Below are 18,064 nucleotides of genomic sequence, written 5' to 3'. Positions count from 1 at the left end.
GGCCGTCAGACCGCGGCCTGGACTTACCGTTCCCAGGAGAATTGTGACGCGTGCCAGCAGCCGTCGCCCCGGCCCGCCGACGAGAACCGAACGCGGCATCCCCGAGGCGACTGTCGCGCGCTTGCCGGTGTACCTGCGGGCCCTGACCGCGCTGTCCGACAGCGGTATCGCCACCGCGTCGAGCGAGGATCTGGCGACCGCGGCCGGCGTGAACTCGGCCAAGCTCCGCAAGGACCTGTCCTACCTGGGCTCCTACGGCACCCGCGGCGTCGGGTACGACGTGGAGTACCTGCGCTACCAGATCGCCCGCGAGATCGGTGTCACCCAGGACTGGGCCGTGGTCATCGTCGGGATCGGAAACCTGGGTCACGCGCTCGCGAACTACTCCGGCTTCGGTACGCGCGGATTCCGCATCGTCGCCCTGCTCGACGCCGATCCGAACCTGGTCGGCGAGCGGATCGGCGACATGGAGGTCCGCGACTTCGCCGAGCTGGAGGACATCGTCGAGACCGATCGGGTCTCGATCGGCGTCATCACCACCCCCGCCGGTCCGGCCCAGGAGGTGTGCGACCGGCTGGTCGCCGCCGGGGTGACCAGCATCCTGAACTTCGCGCCGGTGGTGCTGTCCGTGCCCGACGGCGTCGACATCCGCAAGGTGGACCTCTCGATCGAGTTGCAGATCCTGGCGTACCACGAACAACGAAAGTCCGGAGAGGCGGCGCTCCCCCAGGTGCCCGAACTACCAGCGATGAACGGTCTGACCGATCTGCCGAGTGTGGGCGGAGGTGTCGGGGCATGAGCTACCTGGTCGTCGGCATCAGTCATCGAAGCGCTGACATCAACGTCCTCGAGCGGGTGGCGCTCGACCCGGACGCGGCGACCAAGCTGGCCCTGACCGTCAAGCACGCCCCCGCCGTCGCGGAGTCCGCGGTGCTCGCGACCTGCAACCGGACCGAGGTCTACGCGACCGTCGACCGCTTCCACGCGGGCATGGACGAGGTCACCGCGATCCTGTCCGACATCACCGGCGTACCGCTGCTGGACCTGGCCGAGCACCTCTACGTGCACTTCGAGGAAGGTGCGGTCGCGCACCTGTTCCAGGTCGCGGTCGGACTCGACTCGATGATCGTCGGGGAGAGCCAGATCCTCGGCCAGGTGAAGGAGACGCTGCGCGTCGGCCAGGACCTGGAGACGATCGGCACCGATCTCAATGCCCTGATCCAGCACGCGTTGCGGGTCGGCAAGCGGGCGCGCACCGAGACCGGCATCGACTCCGCCGGACGCTCGGTCGTCTCAGCCGGACTCGAGGCGGTCGGCGGGTTCGAGGGCCGCCGCGCACTGATCGTCGGCGCCGGCTCGATGGCGTCGCTGGCCGCGCAGACCCTGATCAACGGTGGCGCCACGAGCGTGACCATTGCCAACCGCAACTATGAGCGCGCGGTCGCGCTGGCCGAGCGGGTCGGCGGTACGGCGATCCAGCTCGCGAACGTGCCGGACGCCTTGATCGACGCCGACCTGGTCGTATCGTGCACCGGCGCGCGGGGCGTCGTACTGACCGAGGAGATGATCCGGAACGCGGCGGACGGGCGGCCGTTCGGCGTCCTGGACGTCGCCCTGCCGCGGGACGTCGCGCCCGAGGCCGCGCGGATCCCCGGCGTCACGCTGGTCACCCTCGCCGACCTGGCCGGGACCGCGGGCGGCAGCGAGCACGACATCGACGAGGTTCGCCGGATCGTCGGCGAGGAAACGGGTTCGTTCGAGGCCACCCGGCGGGCCGCGTCGGTCGCGCCGACCGTGGTCGCGCTGCGGACGATGGCAACCGAGCTGGTCGACTCCGAGCTGGCCCGGCTGGAGCGCAAGCTGCCGGGGCTGGACGAGACCCAGCGGCACGAGGTCGCCCGGACCATCCGCCGCGTCGTCGACAAGGTCCTGCACAACCCGACGGTCCGGGTGAAGGAACTCGCGGCCGATCCGGGTGGCCCGACGTACGCCGATGCACTGCGGCAACTGTTCGCGCTCGATCAGGCGACGGTGGACGCGGTGACCACTCCCAAGTCGAGCGGAAGTGAGCAGGCATGATCCGCCTCGGCACCCGACGGTCCAAGCTCGCGACCGCGCAGTCGGAGCTCGTCGCCGACCAGCTGCGGGCGCTCGGTCACGAGGTCGAGCTCGTCCTGATCACGACGACCGGTGACGTGAACCGTGCCCCGGTCGAGCAGATCGGCGGCACCGGCATCTTCGTCAGCGCACTGCGCGACGCCCTGCTGGCTCATGAGATCGACATCGCTGTGCACTCGTTGAAGGATCTGCCGACCACGCCGCTCGACGGTGTGACGCTCGGCGCGATCCCGGTCCGCGAGGACCCGCGGGACGTCCTCGTCGCCCGCGACGGACTGACGCTCGGCGAGCTGCCCCACGGTGCCCTGGTCGGCACCGGGGCCGCGCGTCGCGTCGCACAGCTCGACGCGCTCGGCCTGGGCCTGGAATGCACCGGGATCCGCGGCAACGTGGACACCAGGATCGCGATGGTGGCTGATGGCAAATTGGACGCGGTGGTGCTGGCAAGGGCAGGGTTGTCCCGGTTGGGACGGCTCGCCGAGGTGACCGAGACACTGGACCCGATCCAGGTCCTGCCCGCGCCGGGACAAGGTGCCCTGGGCATCGAGTGCCGCGCGGACGACACCGAGGTGCTGGCCGCACTGGCGCCGCTGGACGACCCGTCCACCCGGGCGGCGGTGACAGCGGAACGGCAACTGCTGGCCACTCTGGAAGCAGGGTGCACGGCTCCGGTCGGTGCGCTCGCCGAGGTGGTCGACGGTGAGGACGGCCCCGAGCTGTGGCTGCGGGGCGCGCTGGGCCAGGACGACGGCGTCCGGCGGCTCTCCGCGAACGGGTCGGTGGACGACCCGGAGTCCGTAGGCAAAGCGCTGGCGAACGAATTGCTGGAGCGGACATGACAGCGGCACGGGGAACGACGGCCGCCCACAGGACGGCGCACGACAGCGGCCACAAGACGAGCAGTAGATCGAGGACGAGGGCGAAGGCAGACGTGAGTAGCGCGAAGACAGCCACCGCAGCATCCACGACACCTCAGAAGGTGCCGGCGAAAGCCGCTGCCACCAGCACGGTCAAACAGACCAGACCGCTCGGCCACGTCACGTTCGTCGGCGTCGGGCCCGGTGACCCGTCCCTGCTGACGCTGGCCGGCCGCGACGTGCTGGCGAATGCCGACGCCGTGGTGGTCGAAGGCCCCGAGCACGACCCCTTCCTGACCTTCTGCAAGCCAGGTGTCGAGGTGATCGACGGCTCCGGTGCCGAGGGCAGCAGGGCGCTCAAGGTCGCCGCCCGGGCCCGGCTCGTGGTGAAGACGGCCAAGTCCGCGGCGAACGTCGTACGCCTGCTGACCGGCGACCCGTTCACCTTCTCCAGCGGCGCCGAGGAGGCGGCCGCGTGCAAGAAGGCCGGCATCGGGTTCAACGTCGTGCCGGGGGTGAGCGAGGTCAGCGCGGTCCCGACGTACGCCGGGATCCCGCTGACGATGAAGGGGGACCGCGAGGTCACTGTGGTCGACCTGGCCGAGGCCAAGCTCGACCTGACCCGGCTGCACCCGAAGCAGACACTCGTACTGCTGAACGCGACCGAGGTCCTCAAGGACACCGTCGCCGCGCTGGTCGAGGCCGGCTTCGACGCGTCGACCCCGGTCGCCGCGACGGTCGGTGGTACGACGACCGCGCAGGCCAGCGTGATCGGCACGCTGGAGACGATCGTCGCCGACCTGCGCGCGGCCAAGGTGACCGGCGAGGCCGTCATCGTGGTCGGCTCGGTGGTCGAGCAGCGCGAGGCGCTGTCCTGGTTCGAGACCAAGCCGCTGTTCGGCTGGCGGATCCTGGTGCCGCGCACCAAGGACCAGGCCGGTCCGCTGATGGACCGCCTGCGTCGGTACGGCGCCATGCCGGAAGAGGTCCCGACCATCTCGGTCGAGCCGCCGCGCAACCCGCAGCAGATGGACAAGGCGATCCGCGGCCTGGTCGAGGGCCGGTACGAATGGGTCGCGTTCACCTCGGTCAACGCGGTCAAGGCGGTCCGGGAGAAGTTCGACGAGTACGGCCTGGACGCGCGGGCGTTCTCCGGCCTGAAGATCGCCGCGGTCGGCGACAAGACCTCCGAGGCGATCGGTGCCTGGGGCATCCGTCCGGACCTGGTCCCGTCCGGTGAGCAGTCCGCCGCCGGGCTGGTCGAGGACTGGCCGCCGTTCGACGAGGTGCTGGACCCGATCAACCGGGTGTTCCTGCCGCGTGCGGACATTGCCACCGAGACGCTGGTCGCGGGACTGACCGATCTCGGCTGGGAGGTCGACGACGTCACGGCGTACCGGACCGTCCGGGCCGCCCCGCCGCCCGCGCCGACGCGGGAAGCGATCAAGTCGGGCAAGTTCGACGCGGTCGTATTCACCTCGTCCTCGACCGTGCGGAACCTGGTCGGCATCGCCGGCAAGCCGCACGCGTCGACGGTGATCGCGGTGATCGGCCCGGCCACGCTGAAGACGGCCGAGGAGCACGGGCTGCGGGTCGACGCGATGGCCGAGTCGCCGTCCGCCGAGGAGCTGGCCGACGCACTCGCTCGTTTCGGCGCCGACCGGCGTGACACCATGATCGAGGCCGGTGAACCGGTCACCCGTCCGTCCGAGCGACGCTCGGGCTCTCGTCGGAAGAGCTGAGATGCCTGGATTCCCGGAAGTGAGGCCACGGCGGCTGAGGTCGTCGGCGGCGGTGCGCAGACTGGTCGCGGAGACCACGCTGGAGCCGCGGCAGTTGATCCTGCCGATGTTCATCCGGGAAGGCGCTCGCGAGCCGATCGCGATCACGTCGATGCCGGGCGTCGTACAGCACACCCGCGACACCGCGCGGAAGGCGGTCGCCGAGGCGGCTCAGCTCGGACTCGGTGGCGTCATGCTGTTCGGCGTACCTGAGGTGAAGGACGCGGTCGGGTCCGGTGCGCTGGATCCTGAAGGCATCTTGAACGTCGCGATCCGGGACGCTGTTTCGGAGGTGGGTGATGCGCTGCTGGTGATGTCGGACCTTTGCCTGGACGAGTTCACGTCGCACGGGCATTGCGGCGTACTCGATTCTGCTGGTCGCGTGGACAACGACGCGACTCTTGCGATCTATGCCGAGATGGGTGTCGCGCAGGCGTCCGCGGGTGCGCATGTCGTCGGGCCGTCCGGGATGATGGACGGTCAGGTCGGGGCCGTGCGTACGGCGCTGGACGCGGCCGGGTTCCTGGACACGGTGATCCTGGCGTACGCCGTGAAGTACGCGTCGGCGTTCTACGGTCCGTTCCGCGAGGCCGTGGACTCTTCGCTGACCGGTGACCGCAAGACCTACCAGCAGGACAACGCCAACGCCCGCGACGCGATCCGCGAGGTCGACCTCGACGTGGCCGAAGGCGCCGACATCGTGATGGTCAAGCCCGCCCTGGCCTACCTCGACATCATCCGCCAGGTCCGCGACCACGTGAACGTACCCGTTGCCGCGTACAGCATCTCCGGCGAGTACGCGATGGTCGAGGCCGCCGCCGCCAACGGCTGGATCGACCGCGACCGCGCAATCCTCGAGACGTTGACCTCAATCCGCCGAGCCGGCGCCGACACAATCCTCACCTACTGGGCCACGGACGCCGTCCACCTCCTCAACCACCGCTGAACCACGCGCGCTGCCGTTCAGCCAATCCACGTCCCTACCCAGCCCAGCCGTCGAGTCGTGGATCCGGGCTGACGGAATCGGCGTGTCGGCAACCACGGATCACGACTGGGCTAGCGGGCCAGCCGCCTCAGTCCACGACTCGGCGAGCGAGCCGCCCCGATCCACCAGTCAGAGGCCACTCTCGAAGCCACAGGACGATCGTGAAGCAGGTGACGGGCATGGTGACGATCTGCGGTGGTGAACCGACGGCGCGTTGCCGATCTCTCACCCTGGCTACGAACTGGCTCGGCACCGTTCGACGCCCTCCCGGGAAGATCCTCGACATCGTTCCGGTTGGTGCTTCGGTGAGTGGCCATGGATTGGACAGACATTCCGCTGACTGAGTGTCTGCGCGGCGATGAGGCGGAGATGCTGCAGTTCGCGCTGGATCGCGTACGGCGGCAGTTCGCCTGGAAGACGGGTGGGCTGGACGCCGAGCAACTGCGCCGGCAGCATCCTCCGTCGACGATGACTCTGGCCGGTTTGATCAAACACCTGGCGTTCGTCGAGGACGGATTCACTGCGCTGGCTGCCGATCAACCCCTCGGTCCTCCGTGGGACGTACGCGACTGGGTCGGCAACGACGAGTGGGGCTGGGAATCCGCGGTCACCGACGATCCGCAGGAGCTGTACGGGCTCTGGTATGGCAGTGTCGAACGGTCCCGAACCGCCTGGGCGACGATGAGTGCGGACGGCGGCCTTGACGTGAAGGTTGATGACGCGGACCCAGCGTGGATCAAGAATCGCCGCCGGATCCTCATCGACCTGCTCGAGGAGTACCTGAAGCACACCGGCCACGCCGATGTGCTGCGGGAGGCTGTCGATGGGTTGAGCGGCAACGATCCTCGTTGACAGTATGGGACGGGAGGGGGGATCAGTCGTGCCGAGTGATTTGTTGCCGATCGTCGCGGATACTCCTAGCGAGCAACCGTCGATGGGGTTTCAGGCTTATGCGGAAGCGATTGCGTCCGCTGTTCGCGGTGGGTCGCCGCCGCAGTTCACGGTGGGGATCTACGGCTCGTGGGGGAGCGGCAAGTCTTCGCTGCTGAATGCCATCCGGGCCGAGTTGGCGAAGGACGATGGCGTGCTGACGGTGATGTTCGACGCCTGGCGGTACGAACGCGCCGATCACATCGTCGTCCCCATGCTCAACGCGATTTACAACGCGACGCCGGAGCTCTCCGACAAGAAGCTCACCGAAAAGGTGCGCTCGGCGCTGGCGTCGGTGGTTCGCAGCATCACGATCAGTGTTGGGCCGTTGAAGATGGATCCGGGAGCGGCATTCGCTCCGGCTGATTCCGACGAGGGATATGCGGCGGCGCTCGACTCGGCGTACGTACGCCCGTACCAGGATCTGAAGGCGATCGCCGGAGCGCTCGGGAGACGTCGCATCGTCGTCCTTGTCGACGACTTGGATCGCTGCTCGCCTGACAAGGTGGTGTCGCTGCTCGAAGCGATCAACCTGGTCCTGGACGTGCCGGGGTTCGTGTTCGTACTGGCGCTGGACTACGACGTGCTCGTACGCGCGGTGACCGCGAAGTACCCGCATGCGTCCGGGCATGTCTTTATCGAGAAGATGGTCCAGGTCCCGTTCCGGGTGCCACGGCTGGATATTCAGCCGGAGTTGTTCCTACAGGAACTCGTTCCGGGGTGGGCGCCGCCGAAGGATGCGCTCCCCGATGAGTTCGGCAGCATTGCGTTCGATGTTGCGACGATGGGGCTGGCGGCGAATCCGCGGCAGGTGAAGAGATTCATCAACTCGTTCCTGCTGCTGTTGCGGATCGCGGGGATCCGCGCGGTGTCCACGAACCCTCGGTTGATCGCTGGGCTGGTCGGGCTGCAGCTTCGCTGGCCGGCGGAGTACCAGGACCTGACGGATGCCGTCTATGCGGACGACGATGATCCGCTGGCGGCACTGCAGTCCGATCAGGCTGACCTCGCCAGGTACGCGAAGGCGTTCTTCGCGCCGGCGCCTCGCGTCGAGGAGCTGCGGGCGGTGCTGCATCTGACCGAGTCGGTGGCTCAGCCCGAGCCGTACAGCGGCTACCAGACGGGGGAGTATGCCTCGAACGCCAGCAGCGCACAGGAGGTGCGGACGGCGGCGGCCGCGGAGATCCGCGCGACGCTCGCACAGCGGGGGTTCACCGAGTCGGCGCGGGCGGCGGACATCTACAACCACAAGGAGCTCCCGTACCACCGGGTGCGCATCGGCAAGACCGTAGTCCGCTTCGAGGTCAAGGACGTCGAGGGGCGCTGGTTGTCCGGTACGTCGCTCTACCTCACCAAGGCCCTCCCCGAGGCCGTCCAGCTGATCGAAGATTTCCCGGCCCTGCGCGACCAAACCAATCGAGACGCCCTCAGAGTCTCGGGCCGAACCCTACCCAACGCAGCCCTGTAACTGGCCGCTCGGCGGGCGGTCTGTGGGACGATGCGTCCATGCTGAGCAACAGAAAGGCCGATGCCGCGTAGGCGTCCGGCTCAACTCCGCGCGAACTTTGCCGCGCGTGTGCACATGACGAAGACCACTGGTCTTCCTACGACTAGCCGTATCTCCAACCTGCCTGGTCTGTCGCCGCACGGGCGGGTGGTGATCGCTCGGCTGGAGAATACCCGGCTGCAGCCGGGACAGGTGCGCGAGGCGATCGACCACTGGGAACGCTTCGTCCGGGATCCTGCGCATCGGCTGTACGACCCGCGCTACGAAGGCTGTGGGATCTGGGAGTGTTGCCCGCCGGTGTTGGAAGTTCGGGCGATCCTGCACGTCGTCGAGGGGAATCTCCCGCGGCGAGACGCTCGGCGGCTCCGGGCTCGGCTCGATGTGCTCGACGAGTGCTGGCGGCACACACCGCCGCGGCCGGGATCGCCGTGACACTTGGTGAAACGCCTCCTGCTCGTCGGGTGTTGGGAGGGGAACTCGGGGCCTAGAACAAGTTATTGCCTGTCTCAGACCCCCGCTGCCTGTCCCAGGTCCCCACTTCCTGTCCGAGGCACCCACATCCGGTCCGGCGTCCCCACTTCCTGCCCCAGGCCTCCACGTCCGGCGGCGGGAGAGCGGGCTAGCGGGGGAGGGTGTAGTCGGATTGGGTGAAGCCGGCTTTGAGGGTTCGGGTGGCGTTGTGGGTCAGGGGGATGTCGGCGGGGAGGTCGCCGAAGAGGGGGATGCCGGCGCCGAGGAGGACGGGGGCTGTGGTGATGGTGAGTTCGTTCAGGAGGCCGGCGCGGAGGAAGGTCTGGATGACGGCGCCGCCGTCGGCGTAGACGCGCTGGGCGCCACGGTCGTTCAGGGTCTCGACCAGGCCGTCCAGGGTCCGGTGCACGATGACGCGTTCGTCGGCGTCCGGGTCGAGCGTCGTACTGAGCACCTCGACCTGCTTGCCCTCGTACGGCCAGAAGTCGAAGCTGAGCACCTTCTCGTAGGTGTTGCGCCCCAGTACGACGGTGTCGATCGACGCCATGAACTCGTCGTACCCCGTGTCGCCGGCCTGCTCGCCGCGCTCGGTGAGCCAGTCGATCGATCCGTCGGGGCGCGCGATGTACCCGTCGAGGCTGGTGGCGATGAACACAGCCGCATGAAAACTCACAGTGCACATCTTAGGAGTGATGGTTGCGGATGAACGCGAGAGCGGCGTCGGCGACCGGTTCCCAGCCGGAGTCGATCACCAGGGAGTGGCCGCGACCGGGCAGCTCCTCGATCTCGGTGACAGCCGAATTGACGCGCTGCTTCTGGTAGGCGGCGTTCGTGAGCGCCCAGGGCACGGTGTGGTCCTTCTCCCCGGAGAGGAACTTCATCGGCCCACGGTCCGCCGCGGCCCGGTCCACCGACGTCTCGCTGTCCGGGTTGAAGTTCGCACCCGCCGCCTGGAACAGCGGCAACCCGGCCCCCGGCACCGGGAACTCGTAGTACAGCCGGTGCGCCTCGTCCTCCGGTACGGCGTTCACGAAAGCGAACCGGAACTGGCGGTAGGTCAGCATCACCGCCTTGTGCCGGTTCGCCGGATTCCGCAGCACCGGGAACGACGCGCGCAGCGCCGACAACGGCAACGGCAGTACGCCGCGACCCGGCGCCGGATCGATCGGGACCGACACCGCCGCGAGTCCCATCCCAGCCAGCTTCTGCGTGATCAGCCCGCCGAACGAGTGCCCGACGATCGCCGGCTTGCTCTCCAGCCGCGAGAGCATGTCCGCGTAGTACTCGGTGATCGCGCCGACCGACTTCCCCGCGAACGCCTCAGGATTCGCCCGCCCTTCGCCCACGCTTTCGGGGTCGTCCGGCCAGCCCGGCGTGACCGTTGCGTACCCGGCCGCCTCGAACTTCTCCCGCCAGCGCAGCCAACTCCCGGCCAGCAACCACAGCCCGTGGACGAAGACCACTACCGGTCGCCCGGAGGTGTTGGCGATCTCGACCTCGCCCAGCTCCCGCGCCGTAGCCATCCGCACTCACCCCCTTTCGCGCAGTAGACCACACCGCGCGGCACGGGGTCAGTAGCCGGTGACGTCCGGCCAGCCGAGTTCGACGCCGTCGGCAACCAGTCTGGACTGGAATTCGCTGAGCAGCGCCGGGGTGTTGCGGACCGCGCGGGGGCTGACCTGGTGCTCCAGGCAGAAGGCGGCGAGCAGGCCCGCGGACTCGCCGATATTCCATTCGACGGGGTGCAAGCGGTAGCAGCCGTTGGTGATGTGGGTGGTGCCGAGGTTCTTGTTCGCCGGCAGCAGGTTCTCGACGCGCTGCGGGATGAGCGACCCGAGCGGGATCCGGAACGGGCTGCCGGCCACGTCGATGTAGTTGTCCCCGCCGGTCGACGGGTGCAGGTCGATGCGATACATGCCGACCCCGACGCTGTCGTCGTACTCGACCGCGCCTCGCTCGCCGCGCACCGCGACCGACAGGTCCTGCTCGACGACCGTGTACTCCGCTTTGATCCGCCGGGACTCCCGGATGTACGGCGCTTGCGCGAGCCCGTCGGTGGATCCGAGCAGATCGCCCCGCAACCGCAGTCCAGGGAAGCCGGCGCCACCATCGGGCCGGGGTGCCTCGGTCTGCAGCCAGTAGAAGACCGACTGGGACAGCTCTTTCGCCGCTGCGAGGTGCTTGTCCGCGTCCGGTACGTCGATGACGGAGCCCTCGAAGTAGTCGATCATCGGCCAGTTCACCAGGCAGATGTCGCTGGCGTACGCACCCGGCTCGAAGTGCCGGCGGGCCGCGATCCGGCGGAACGTCCAGAGGTTGGTGTCGCCACCTGTCAACCGCTGGTCGGCGACCACGCCGAGCGGGTCGTCGTCGGGGTTCGGCGTGAACGTCCGCTGTGAGCTCTCCAGCGTGCGCGGGTTCGGTGCGGTCCAGGACAGCAGCCGATCACCCCAGAACGAGGGCTGGTAGTTCCGCCAGAACGCGTAGTTGGCCGGCTTGTCCCCGACGTGATCGCCGTCGACGTGATCGATCGCGAAGCAGTACGACACCGCCTGCATGTTCATCGGCTGCGCCTCGCCCGGAGCGCTCGGCTCACCGGTCTCGCTCTGCGCTTCGAAGCCGGTGACGTACTCCGTCCCCGTCAGCGGCAACAGCTCACCGGTCTCCGTCGCGTCGAGGATGTACGGCGCTGTCACGGTCAACTGCTCGCCCGTGTCGCGATGCTTCACGGTCACTGCGGTCACTCGATCGCCATCGGTCTCCGCGGCCACGGGTACGTAAGGCTGGAGCACCTCGAGCCGGCGGCCCGCCCGGTACGGCGCGAGCATTCCCTCGAGGACGGCCAAAGCCACCCGCGGCTCGTGGCAGAGCTTCGACACATACCCAGCGCCCGGATTCAGTTGCGCGGTCGCCCGTGACGCGGCGGTGAGTGGGTAGTAGCGGCGGTAGTACTCGCGGATCCCGTCTCGCAATGCCCGGTACGACGCGGTGACGCCGAACTGCTCGACCCAGGTGTGCTCGTCCGGCGGGACGGCCTGGCTTGTCAGCTGCCCGCCGAGCCAGTCGAACTCCTCGGTCAGGACGACCGAGCGACCGGAACGCAGCGCAGCCAGGGCCGCGGCGACTCCGCCGAGCCCGCCGCCGACCACGAGAACATCCGTATGCATTTACACACCTTTGCTGGGCGGGGAGAGGGTGGTTCCGTCAGTGAGTTCGCACGGGAGGAGGAGCTGGCGCTCGGTGGCGGTGCCGCTCAGGATGGCCTCGAGTAGCTCGACCGCCCGCAGCCCCATCGCGCGCCGCGGCACGTGGAAACCGGTGAAGTCGATGTCACTCGCCACCGGCCGCGTCGAATCACCCAACGCCACCACCGACAACTCCCCAGGCACGTCAACCCCACGAGCAGAAGCCGCCGCCACCAGCGCCGCGGCATCAGCCCGCTCCTCCACAAACACCGCGGTGATGTTGCGATCAAGGAGAGAGTCGAGCAGGTGATCGCCGGCTGCTAGGTGGAGAGCCTTGGGGCCTGCGGCCTTGTGGTAGCCACGCAGGCGATCGGCTGAGGACTCCGCACCGACGCCCGGCCCGGCGTACGCGAACTGACGGTGCCCGAGGGCCACGACTCGCTCGACCATCAGGCGGGTGGCGGTGGTGTAGTCGGCGCCTACGTAGGGGACTGGGCCGCCGGCATTGTTGCGGCGGCCGACGGAGACGAAGGGGTAGTCCTCGGCGATGAGGCGGGCCAGCTCGTCGGCGGGGACGTCACGACCGAGGAGGAGGCAGCCGTCAGCGATGCGCAGGCGGTTGTTCTCGTGGAAGATCCGGCGTCGACCGGACGTGACCGGTGCGCTGGTGAACAGCAGCAGGTCCAAGCCGAGTCGCTCGGCGCAGTCCTCGATCCCGGCCAGGAACGGGTGGTAGAAGTCGCCACTCGCGCTCGGGAACACCGACTCGTAGGTGAACACCCCGAGGATCTGATTGCGCTGCTTGAGCATCCGGCGGGCCAGCGGATCGGCCTGGTAGCCGGTCTCGCGGATCACCTTGAGCACCCGGTCCCGGGTCTCGGCCGGGATCCGGGCGGTCGCGTCACTACGGTTGTTGAGCACCAGCGAAACGGTCGTCTGGCTGACGTTCGCCAGCCGCGCGACATCGCGCTGCGTCAGTCTGGTCGCCTTGTCCGGCATCGTCCGACCGTAGCCCGGCCACCGGACAAGGGTCAAGCCAGACGCCAGTGATAATACGAATCATCAGGTCTGCAGCACAGCCGCGCGTCCCGCACAAAGGGCTTTCGCTACGAGGTGCGCAATCTCAGCACCTGCCGGTTTGGAGTGCGTCCGGTGAGGTAGACGCGGAGGCCGTCCGGGGTGAGGCTGCCGTTCAGGTAGGTGAACCGCTCGCCCGGGTCCATCGGCACCCGCGCGGCGCCACTCCCCGGCCCGAACTCGATCCGGTCGGAGCCCACGGTGTAACTCCCGGTCCCGGACACCAGCTGATAGTTGCCAGGGGCATCCAACGCCTCGACACCGGCCAACGTGCCGGCCCGGAAACAGAGCTCGATCGCGTACGCGGTCTCGTCACCGTCCAGCTCGAACGTAAGGTCGAACCCGTCGCCGACCTCGACCACGGTGACCTCGGTCCGCAGCGAGCGGTACTGCTTCGGCCGGTGCGGGAAGTCCATCGACGCGTAGAACCGGCCGTCCAGCGTGAGCGCGTACCGGCCATCCGCCCGCCGGTACCGCTTCGGCAGCGGCAGGTGGTACGGAACCTTCACCTCATCGCCCAGCTTGAACGTGCTCGGGCCGGTCCGGCGCAGCCCGTCGCTGCGGAAATGACCGGTACTGAAGAACTGTGGTGACAGCCGGACCGAGTCGAGGATCGCAGCGCCCTGCCGGAGCTTGAAGAACGTCGGGTTGGTGGATAGCCCGGACGAGATCACTGGGATGTCGTGGAAGTCGGTTCCGCCGAAGACTGTCGCCGTACGGGCGCCGCGCCGGAGCCGGGCCGAGGCCTGCGAGGGGTAGTGCTGGACGAAGTCGGTCGGCGCGGGTTTTGCCGCCGGGAGTACGGCCGCCAGTTCCGGTCGTTCGAGCACCTCGGCAAGGAAGTCGCCCAGCTCACCGGTCCCACGCTGTTCGATGCTCTTGGCAACGGTCGTGAACCGGCCGTCGTCGGCGTGCAGGGCAAGCTCGCGGAACTGGGTCAGGTACCACCAGACGTCCCGGATGCCCTTCTGGTCTTGTCTCCGGGAGGCCGTTGTGTCCACCTCGCCGTTGGGCTCGAGGAGGTACAGCGTCGTCTCGAGGTTGCGCCGTACGTAGTCGACCAGCTCGGGCTTGTCACGCAGCCAGGCGATCGTCAGCAGGCACGGGTTCGTCACCTCAGCCGCGTACGTCGAACTCCGCTCGCTGTAGAGCCCGTCCGGAGTCGCGTCGATGCCCTCGTCGAGCCAGTCGTCGATCCGCGCGGCGTACCGGCGGTCCGGGAACAGGTGATGGGTCCGCGCCAACGCGGCCGAGACCTCCCAGCGATGGTTCGGTGTGTGCACACCGCCGGCCGCGAGCGCAGGCCCGGCCTTCTTGATCACCGTCGCGAGGATTGCGCGGTGCCCCTGGGTGGCTGCTTGGTCGTCGGCGTCGAGGAGGGCGTAGAGCGTGCAGACGTCCTGGATCGCGAACGCGCTGTCGGGCGGTGAGTGCAGGTTGCCGACGTCGTACAAACCGTCGTCGTGCTGTCGCGAGGCCAACTGTTCGACCAGCCACTGGAGCGGTGCGAGCAGCGACGCGTCGTGGTGGTACGACGACCGGCCCCAGACGTACCCGGAGATCAGCCGGCGAGCCTTGCGCGCCACCGTCCGGATGCTGTCTGAGGTGTTCTGGTAGTTCGCGAGCACCAGCGGGATCTGGGTCTGGTTGGCGTTGGTCAGCAGGGTCAGGAAGTCCTCGTCCACAGCAGTCACTGTCGCCTCCGCGGCGTCGGTCGAGTGCAGCGCCCCGACGGTGAGGGTGGTCAGCGAACCGGCGAGGAAGGTACGGCGCAGCATCGGGCGGCCTCCACGGAAGGTCGGTAAGCGATTGCCAAATGATCAGAACTGTCACCCCGCGACTTTGTCCTGTCAATAGCTCGCAGTCCGTCCGCATCCGGTCACTCCGGGAGCGTGCGAGCCCTTGCATAAACCGGTTTCTCGTACTAACTTGACCGGCCAAGGCAAGCGCTTTCCGGGTCCTGCCCTGTCCTTTCCGGAGGTAAGAAACCATGAGTGCGCTGGGTGAGCTCGGCAGCCTCCGGGGGAAGAAACCGGTCGGTCAGAAGAAGGACAACCTGGCCGCCTACCTCTTCCTCGCGCCGTGGTTGCTGGGACTGTTCCTGATCACGATCGGGCCGATGCTGGCCTCGCTGTACCTGTCGTTCACCGACTACAACCTGATCCAGGCGCCGCAGTGGATCGGGCTGGAGAACTTCACCCGGATGCTGTCCGACGAGCGGCTGCACAACTCGCTCCGGGTGACCTTCACCTACGTCTTCGTCTCGGTGCCGCTGCAACTCGCGATCGCCTTGCTGCTGGCCGTCGTACTCGATCGCGGTGTCCGCGGGATGGCCTTCTACCGGTCGGTCTTCTACCTGCCGTCGCTGCTCGGCTCGAGCGTCGCGATCGCGGTCCTCTGGCGTCAGGTGTTCGGCACCGAAGGGCTGTTCAACCAGGTGCTCGGCCTGGTCGGCATCGACGGCAAGGGCTGGATCTCCGACCCGAGTACGGCGCTGGGCACGCTGGTGGTGCTGAACGTCTGGACGTTCGGGTCGCCGATGGTGATCTTCCTGGCCGGCCTGCGGCAGATCCCGACAATGTACTACGAGGCCGCGTCGGTGGACGGCGCCGGCACGCTGCGCCGGTTCTTCAGCATCACGCTGCCGCTGCTAACCCCGATCATCTTCTTCAACCTGGTGCTGCAGATCATCCACGCGTTCCAGTCGTTCACCCAGGCGTTCGTCGTCTCCGGGGGCAGCGGCGGGCCGTCGGACTCGACCATGTTCTTCACGCTCTACCTCTACGACCGGGGCTTCGGCAATTTCGACATGGGCTACGCATCCGCGATGGCGTGGTTCCTGCTCGTGATCATCGGGGTCTTCACCGCGGCGAACTTCTTCGCCTCGAAGTACTGGGTGTTCTATGACGACTGAAACGCTCCGAGGCACGATGGCCGCGCGGCGGTCCGCCCCGATCAGCTGGGCTCGCGTCCGGCCGGTCGTGATCCACGTCGCCCTCGCGGCCTCCGCGCTGGTGATGCTCTACCCGGTGATCTGGATGGTGGTCAGTTCACTGCGGCCGGGCAACGAGATCTTCCGGGACCCGGGGATCCTGGTGAAGGACCTGCGGATCGAGAACTACCGGGTCGGCTGGAACGCACTGACCGAACCGTTCACCCGCTACCTGCTGAACTCGGCGCTGGTCGTGTTCGGCGCGATCCTCGGCAACCTGGTGTCCTGCTCGATGGCGGCGTACGCGTTCGCCCGGCTGGAGTTCACCGGGAAGAAGTTCTGGTTCGCGATCATGCTGCTCAGCATCATGCTGCCGATTCACGTGGTGATCGTGCCGCAGTACATCTTGTTCTCGCACCTGGGCTGGATCAACACGGTCCTGCCGCTGATCGTGCCGAAGCTGCTCGCCACCGACGCGTTCTTCGTCTTCCTGATGGTGCAGTTCATCCGCGGCATCCCGCGCGAGCTGGACGAAGCCGCCCGGATCGACGGCTGCGGCCGGGGCGGGATCTTCCTGCGGGTGATCCTGCCGCTGATGGTGCCGGCCTTGGCCACGACGGCGATCTTCACCTTCATCTGGACCTGGAACGACTTCTTCAGCCAGCTGATCTACCTGACCGACCCGAAGATGTACACGGTGCCGGTCGCCCTGCGGTCGTTCGTCGACGCGACCGCGAGTACGTCGTGGGGGTCGATGTTCGCCATGTCGGTTGTCTCCCTCGTCCCGGTTTTCCTCGCCTTCCTGCTCGGCCAGCGGTTCCTGATCAAGGGCATCGCGACCACCGGCATCAAGTAACCCCTGAAAGGTGCACATCATGAGGCCGCACATCCCACCCACCGCGGGCCGGCGCCTGCGAGGCCTGGCCGCCGTCGCGATCGCTACCACCCTGCTCGCCGCGAGCGCCTGTGGCGGTGACTCCGGCGGCGGTGGCAGCTCGTCCGCCGACGGTCCGGTCACGCTCCGCTTCACCTGGTGGGGATCGGACACCCGGACCAAGCTGACCCAGCAGACGATCGACGCCTACAAGAAGGACCATCCGAACGTCACCATCAAGGGTGAGTTCGGCGAGTGGGCCGGCTACTGGGACAAGCTCGCCACCACGGTCGCCGCGAACGACGCGCCGGACATCATCCAGATGGACGAGAAGTACCTGCGCGAGTACGCCGACCGCGGCGCGCTGCTCGACCTGAAGAAGGCCAACGGGCTGGACACCGCCAAGTTCGAGCCGGACACGCTGGGCGCCGGTGAGTTCGACGGCGGCCTGTACGGCCTGAACGCGGGGATCAACTCGTTCGCGGTGATCGCGAACCCGGCTGTCTTCAAGGCCGCGGGCGTGGCGATCCCGGACGACACCTCGTGGACCTGGGACGACTTCAACCGGATCGCCGCCGAGATCTCCACGAAGATGAACGGCAAGGCCTGGGGCACCGGTGCACCCGGTACGAACGAGGCTGCGCTCAACCTGTGGGCCCGCCAGCACGGCGAGTCGCTGTGGACCAAGGACGGCAAGCTCGGCGTCTCGCCCGAGAAGACGACCGACTTCTACAACTATGTGCTGAAGCTGCGCGACTCGAAGGCGATCCCGTCGGCCGAGTTCACCGCGCAGGACATGAACGCGCCGCTCGACCAGTCCGCGATGGCGACGGGCAAGCTGGCGATGAGTTTCGTCTGGAGCAACCAGCTCAACGCGCTGAGCAAGGCGTCCGGCCAGCAGCTGAAGCTGCTGCGGATCCCGAGCCCGGACGGCAGCGCGAGTACGAACGGCTCCTACTACAAGGGCTCCATGTTCTGGTCGATCTCGTCCCGGACGAAGCACCAGAAGGAGGCCGGCGAGTTCGTCAACTACCTGGCCAACAGCACCGCCGCCGGGAGTATCCTGCTGGCCGAGCGGGGCGTGCCGCCGAACACCGAGATCCGCGCCGAGGTGACGCCGAAGCTGCAGCCGGCCGACGCCGCGTCCGCGAAGTTCATCCAGGACATCGGCAAGGACCTCGGCGAGCCGTCGCCGGCGCCGCCGGTCGGTGGTGGTCAGGTGGAGAAGATCATCCAGCGCTACACGACCGAGGTGCTGTTCGGCCGGCTCGCCCCCGACAAGGCGGCCCAGCAGTTCCTGGACGAGGTCAACGGGGAGCTGAAATAGTGTTGCTATCGGCAACTGAT

At 67.8% G+C, this 18,064-nt stretch carries 16 protein-coding genes; 11 read left to right on the top strand and 5 right to left on the bottom strand.

What is annotated here, in order from left to right; all coding sequences use genetic code 11:
• Positions 1 to 43 precede the first annotated feature (43 nt).
• From AB0E63_RS02200 to AB0E63_RS02165, 8 genes are all read left to right on the top strand, one after another.
• Complete coding sequence (locus AB0E63_RS02200) at positions 44 to 799, top strand: redox-sensing transcriptional repressor Rex (protein WP_360359975.1); 756 nt, start codon at positions 44 to 46, stop codon at positions 797 to 799.
• Entirely contained in the window at positions 796 to 2,079 is a 1,284-nt protein-coding gene (locus AB0E63_RS02195) for a glutamyl-tRNA reductase (RefSeq protein WP_360359972.1), read from the top strand. Before AB0E63_RS02200 ends, AB0E63_RS02195 begins: the two co-directional genes overlap by 4 nt.
• A complete protein-coding gene (gene hemC / locus AB0E63_RS02190) occupies positions 2,076 to 2,957 on the top strand; it encodes a hydroxymethylbilane synthase (RefSeq protein ID WP_360359970.1) in 882 nt (293 codons plus the stop codon). The genes AB0E63_RS02195 and hemC overlap by 4 nt, the downstream gene beginning before the upstream one ends.
• Before the next feature lie 92 nt (positions 2,958 to 3,049).
• Positions 3,050 to 4,717: a uroporphyrinogen-III synthase gene (locus AB0E63_RS02185; RefSeq protein ID WP_360359967.1), complete on the top strand. Its 1,668-nt coding sequence runs from the start codon at positions 3,050 to 3,052 to the stop codon at positions 4,715 to 4,717.
• 1 nt (position 4,718) lies between these two features.
• Positions 4,719 to 5,702, top strand: coding sequence for a porphobilinogen synthase (hemB, locus tag AB0E63_RS02180; protein WP_360359964.1), 984 nt, complete (start codon positions 4,719 to 4,721; stop codon positions 5,700 to 5,702).
• Positions 5,703 to 6,056: 354 nt separating this feature from the next.
• On the top strand, positions 6,057 to 6,593 hold the full coding sequence (locus AB0E63_RS02175; protein WP_360359961.1) for a DUF664 domain-containing protein: 537 nt from the start codon (positions 6,057 to 6,059) through the stop codon (positions 6,591 to 6,593).
• Positions 6,594 to 6,675: 82 nt separating this feature from the next.
• Complete coding sequence (locus AB0E63_RS02170) at positions 6,676 to 8,139, top strand: P-loop NTPase fold protein (protein ID WP_360359958.1); 1,464 nt, start codon at positions 6,676 to 6,678, stop codon at positions 8,137 to 8,139.
• Positions 8,140 to 8,253: 114 nt separating this feature from the next.
• Positions 8,254 to 8,610, top strand: a complete 357-nt coding sequence (locus AB0E63_RS02165; RefSeq protein WP_360359955.1) for a hypothetical protein — start codon at positions 8,254 to 8,256, stop codon at positions 8,608 to 8,610.
• Between the two features lie 187 nt (positions 8,611 to 8,797).
• Here the strand turns inward: AB0E63_RS02165 and AB0E63_RS02160 are convergent, their stop codons facing one another.
• From AB0E63_RS02160 to AB0E63_RS02140, 5 genes are all read right to left on the bottom strand, one after another.
• On the bottom strand, positions 8,798 to 9,331 hold the full coding sequence (locus AB0E63_RS02160) for a dihydrofolate reductase family protein (protein ID WP_360359952.1): 534 nt from the start codon (positions 9,329 to 9,331) through the stop codon (positions 8,798 to 8,800).
• 1 nt (position 9,332) lies between these two features.
• Positions 9,333 to 10,172 carry an alpha/beta hydrolase gene (locus tag AB0E63_RS02155; RefSeq protein ID WP_360359950.1) on the bottom strand — a complete coding sequence of 280 codons (840 nt, stop codon included), beginning with the start codon at positions 10,170 to 10,172 and terminating at the stop codon, positions 9,333 to 9,335.
• Positions 10,173 to 10,220: 48 nt separating this feature from the next.
• Complete coding sequence (locus AB0E63_RS02150) at positions 10,221 to 11,816, bottom strand: FAD-dependent oxidoreductase (RefSeq protein WP_360359947.1); 1,596 nt, start codon at positions 11,814 to 11,816, stop codon at positions 10,221 to 10,223.
• Positions 11,817 to 12,833 carry a LacI family DNA-binding transcriptional regulator gene (locus AB0E63_RS02145; protein WP_360359944.1) on the bottom strand — a complete coding sequence of 339 codons (1,017 nt, stop codon included), beginning with the start codon at positions 12,831 to 12,833 and terminating at the stop codon, positions 11,817 to 11,819. It lies immediately after the preceding gene.
• 107 nt (positions 12,834 to 12,940) lie between these two features.
• Positions 12,941 to 14,689: a hypothetical protein gene (locus AB0E63_RS02140; RefSeq protein ID WP_360359941.1), complete on the bottom strand. Its 1,749-nt coding sequence runs from the start codon at positions 14,687 to 14,689 to the stop codon at positions 12,941 to 12,943.
• Positions 14,690 to 14,901: 212 nt separating this feature from the next.
• On the opposite strand from AB0E63_RS02140, the gene AB0E63_RS02135 reads away from it, so the two are divergent.
• Genes AB0E63_RS02135 through AB0E63_RS02125 form a run of 3 tightly spaced genes read left to right on the top strand, consistent with a single transcriptional unit; the run spans position 14,902 to position 18,044 of the window.
• Positions 14,902 to 15,825: a sugar ABC transporter permease gene (locus AB0E63_RS02135; RefSeq protein ID WP_360359939.1), complete on the top strand. Its 924-nt coding sequence runs from the start codon at positions 14,902 to 14,904 to the stop codon at positions 15,823 to 15,825.
• Entirely contained in the window at positions 15,815 to 16,699 is an 885-nt protein-coding gene (locus AB0E63_RS02130) for a carbohydrate ABC transporter permease (protein ID WP_360359937.1), read from the top strand. Before AB0E63_RS02135 ends, AB0E63_RS02130 begins: the two co-directional genes overlap by 11 nt.
• A gap of 19 nt (positions 16,700 to 16,718) precedes the next feature.
• Positions 16,719 to 18,044, top strand: coding sequence for a sugar ABC transporter substrate-binding protein (locus tag AB0E63_RS02125; protein WP_360359934.1), 1,326 nt, complete (start codon positions 16,719 to 16,721; stop codon positions 18,042 to 18,044).
• Positions 18,045 to 18,064: the final 20 nt, after the last annotated feature.

This window comes from Kribbella sp. NPDC026596 (genome assembly GCF_040638415.1).
In the GTDB taxonomy this organism is placed as follows: Bacteria; Actinomycetota; Actinomycetes; order Propionibacteriales; family Kribbellaceae; genus Kribbella.
The sequence above is the reverse complement of the archived record's forward strand: the minus strand, read 5'-3'. Positions and strand labels throughout refer to the sequence as shown.